Raw genomic sequence first — 2,606 nt, 5'->3', positions numbered from 1 at the left:
TGCGATAACCGCGGCATGAACACGCGAACTGACGTCAAGTTTGCGCAGAACGTGCTGGACGTGGATCTTGACGGTAGTTTCGGCAATGTCGAATTCGCGCGCTATTTCCTTGTTGCTGGCGCCGCGTGCGATGCCCCGCAAGACATCGAGCTCTCGCGGGGACAGACTGTCAAGTGCGGCGCACGTCGTTGTCGTTCCGGCCGCAGTGGCTTCAGATTTCGCTGATCCGGAAATGGCATTCGAACTCCCTCCCGAGGCAACGCCCCGGTAGGCGGCTACCAGCTTGCTCATCATCTCGGGTGCGATAACGCTGTCTCCCTGCATCGCACTCTTGATCGCCGCGGTCAAGGCGTCACCTTCCGTAGTCTTCAGCAAGTAGCCGACCGCACCACCGCACAACGCGGCGGCAAGATCGTCTTCGTCTTCACTGACGGTCAGAATCAGTATGCGGGCCGCGGGCGCCACGTCCGATAGTCCTGGCAAGGCATCGACGCCGCTAACGCCCGGCATGTGATTGTCCAGCAGAATGATATCGGGCTGAAGTTCCCGTGCCTTGCGCAGGGCTTCGTCGGCGTCTGCTGCATCGCCGACCACCTTCAATTGGGAATCACGGGCAAGAAGTGCGGTCAGGCCGCGGCGAAAGAGCGTATGGTCGTCGACGACCAGCAGGCGAATGGGTGGCAAAATGGGTGGCAAATCGGACTGAGTCGATTCAATGTTCATGCTGCAATCCCTTTGGTTTCCGACGCATCTGATGACATTGTGTTTGCTGGTGGTAACGTGAGAACGATGGAGCTGCCATGACCCGGGGTGGATTGCACCTCCAGATCGGCACCAAGGATCTGGGCTCGTTCATTCATGATGCGCAGGCCCACATGCGATTCGTCAAGCTGATCGTCGTTGACGTTGAAACCGATGCCATCATCACGCACTTCAAAGCGCCAGACCGGGCGTTGCTGCACATTGAGGCTAACCTGAGAGGCCTTGGCGTGTTTTCGTACGTTCGACAATGCTTCCTTGAGGATATGCAGCACCTGAATCTGCGTGTCCGGCGCAAGCGGTATCCCTTGCCCCTTTACGGTGAGCAATGCCTTGATGCCACTCTGGAGCTCGAATTTGCGCAGGGTAGTGATCAGTGCGGGTTCAATGTCTTCGGCGTTGGTGCGCGTACGGAAGTGCATCAGCAACTCGCGCACATCGCCATAGCTTTCATTGACACCGGTGGCAATTTCTTCGAGGACCTCCTGGATTTCGGCGGAATTGTCCGACTGAACGGCATCGCGCATCAGTTGCACCTGGATTTTCAGGAAGGCCAGAGACTGCGCAATGGAATCATGGAGTTCCCGTGCAAGATAGATTCGCTCCTGCGAGACCGCTGCTTCCTTTTCCAGGGCGTTCAGGCGAAGATTTTCCATGGCGCTGGCCAGGTGGTTGGCGAGGGCTTCCAGCAAGGAGCGAAGCGCTGGTGCCGGTCTGACCTTAGCGTTGAAGAACAGGTCCACTTCGCCCATCAGCTTTTCGTGCAAGCGGACCGGAATGTTGATTGCAGTTTTGAAGCCGGCCCTGGCACAAAGCAGTTGCCGGCCCACCGAATCCGACTGAAGCGGTACGACGCGCAAGCCCGATTCGGTGACGATTGCCCCGCAATGGCAGATGCCTTTGTCGATGCATTGCTCGGCATCCACGAGGGATTGGGGCATGCCCTGAGCCGCCAGCATCAGGTAGTGCTGATTGTCCTGATCCGACCAGCGAATCGTAACGCCATCTGCCCGGGCAATACGAGCCACACTCTTGATGAAACCCTGGGCCAATTCGTCGAGCGAGGTCGTATTTGCGACCAGAGTAGTCACTTCGTACAAGCCTTCGAGGCGCTCCTTCTTCTCCTCAAGCTCGCTGGTTTTTTCGGCGACCTTGTGTTCCAGATTGCGATACATGGACTGCAGATTGTCGGCCATGCCATTGAAACCCGTGGTCAACATGCCGAATTCGTCACTGCTCGCATGGTCTACGCGCGTGTCAAAATTTCCCTGCTGTATTTTTTCAATGGCCAGCTTGAGCTGGCTCACCGGTTCAAGAACGAAAACGTAGCCGGTATAGATCAACAGTGCCGCGACCAGAATCGCCATGGCCATCACGGACATCTGCAGCAGATACAGCAGCGACGTCCACAGTGCCATATGCGCTTCAATGCCGATGACCAGCGCGTCGATGTCGGCGACGAAAGCGCCTGTTTCTGCGCGCAACTCATCGAGCTGGGTTTGTTTGCCTTCCAGCCAGCGGGCGCGGAATTCCGACCAGTTGCGCGCGACTCTCTCGAATTTCTCACGGACGACATCGTCCCAGGGAATGAAGAGCGGTCTATCGGGGTCGCCCAGGCGCAAGACGGACAGGCTTTGATCGAATTGGGCGATTTGCTGGGGCAACTCGCTCGTCTGCCCGGTGCCAACGGACAAGGCCAAACGGTATGTTTGCATCCGCATGCGCCCTGCCTCGTTGATTGCCGCTGCGCCACCGTCGAGTTGCCAGGAGACCCACAAGGTCGCGGCTGTCGAGCACAACACAAGTATCAGGAAGGGCGCCACCACCAAGGTTAATTTGGTGCCTAG

The 2,606-nt window shown here is 57.6% G+C and carries 2 protein-coding genes; both read right to left on the bottom strand.

What is annotated here, in order from left to right; translation table 11 throughout:
• The coding region (locus tag PROAA_RS13060) for a response regulator (protein ID WP_186411758.1) at nucleotides 1–723 on the bottom strand (723 nt) is incomplete at its 3' end.
• The coding region (locus PROAA_RS13055) for a type IV pili methyl-accepting chemotaxis transducer N-terminal domain-containing protein (RefSeq protein WP_222102265.1) at nucleotides 720–2,606 on the bottom strand (1,887 nt) is incomplete at its 5' end. The genes PROAA_RS13060 and PROAA_RS13055, both read right to left, overlap by 4 nt.

Origin of the sequence: Candidatus Propionivibrio aalborgensis (genome assembly GCF_900089945.1) — a bacterium.
Classification (GTDB): Bacteria; Pseudomonadota; Gammaproteobacteria; order Burkholderiales; family Rhodocyclaceae; genus Propionivibrio; species Propionivibrio aalborgensis.
The sequence above is the reverse complement of the archived record's forward strand: the minus strand, read 5'-3'. Positions and strand labels throughout refer to the sequence as shown.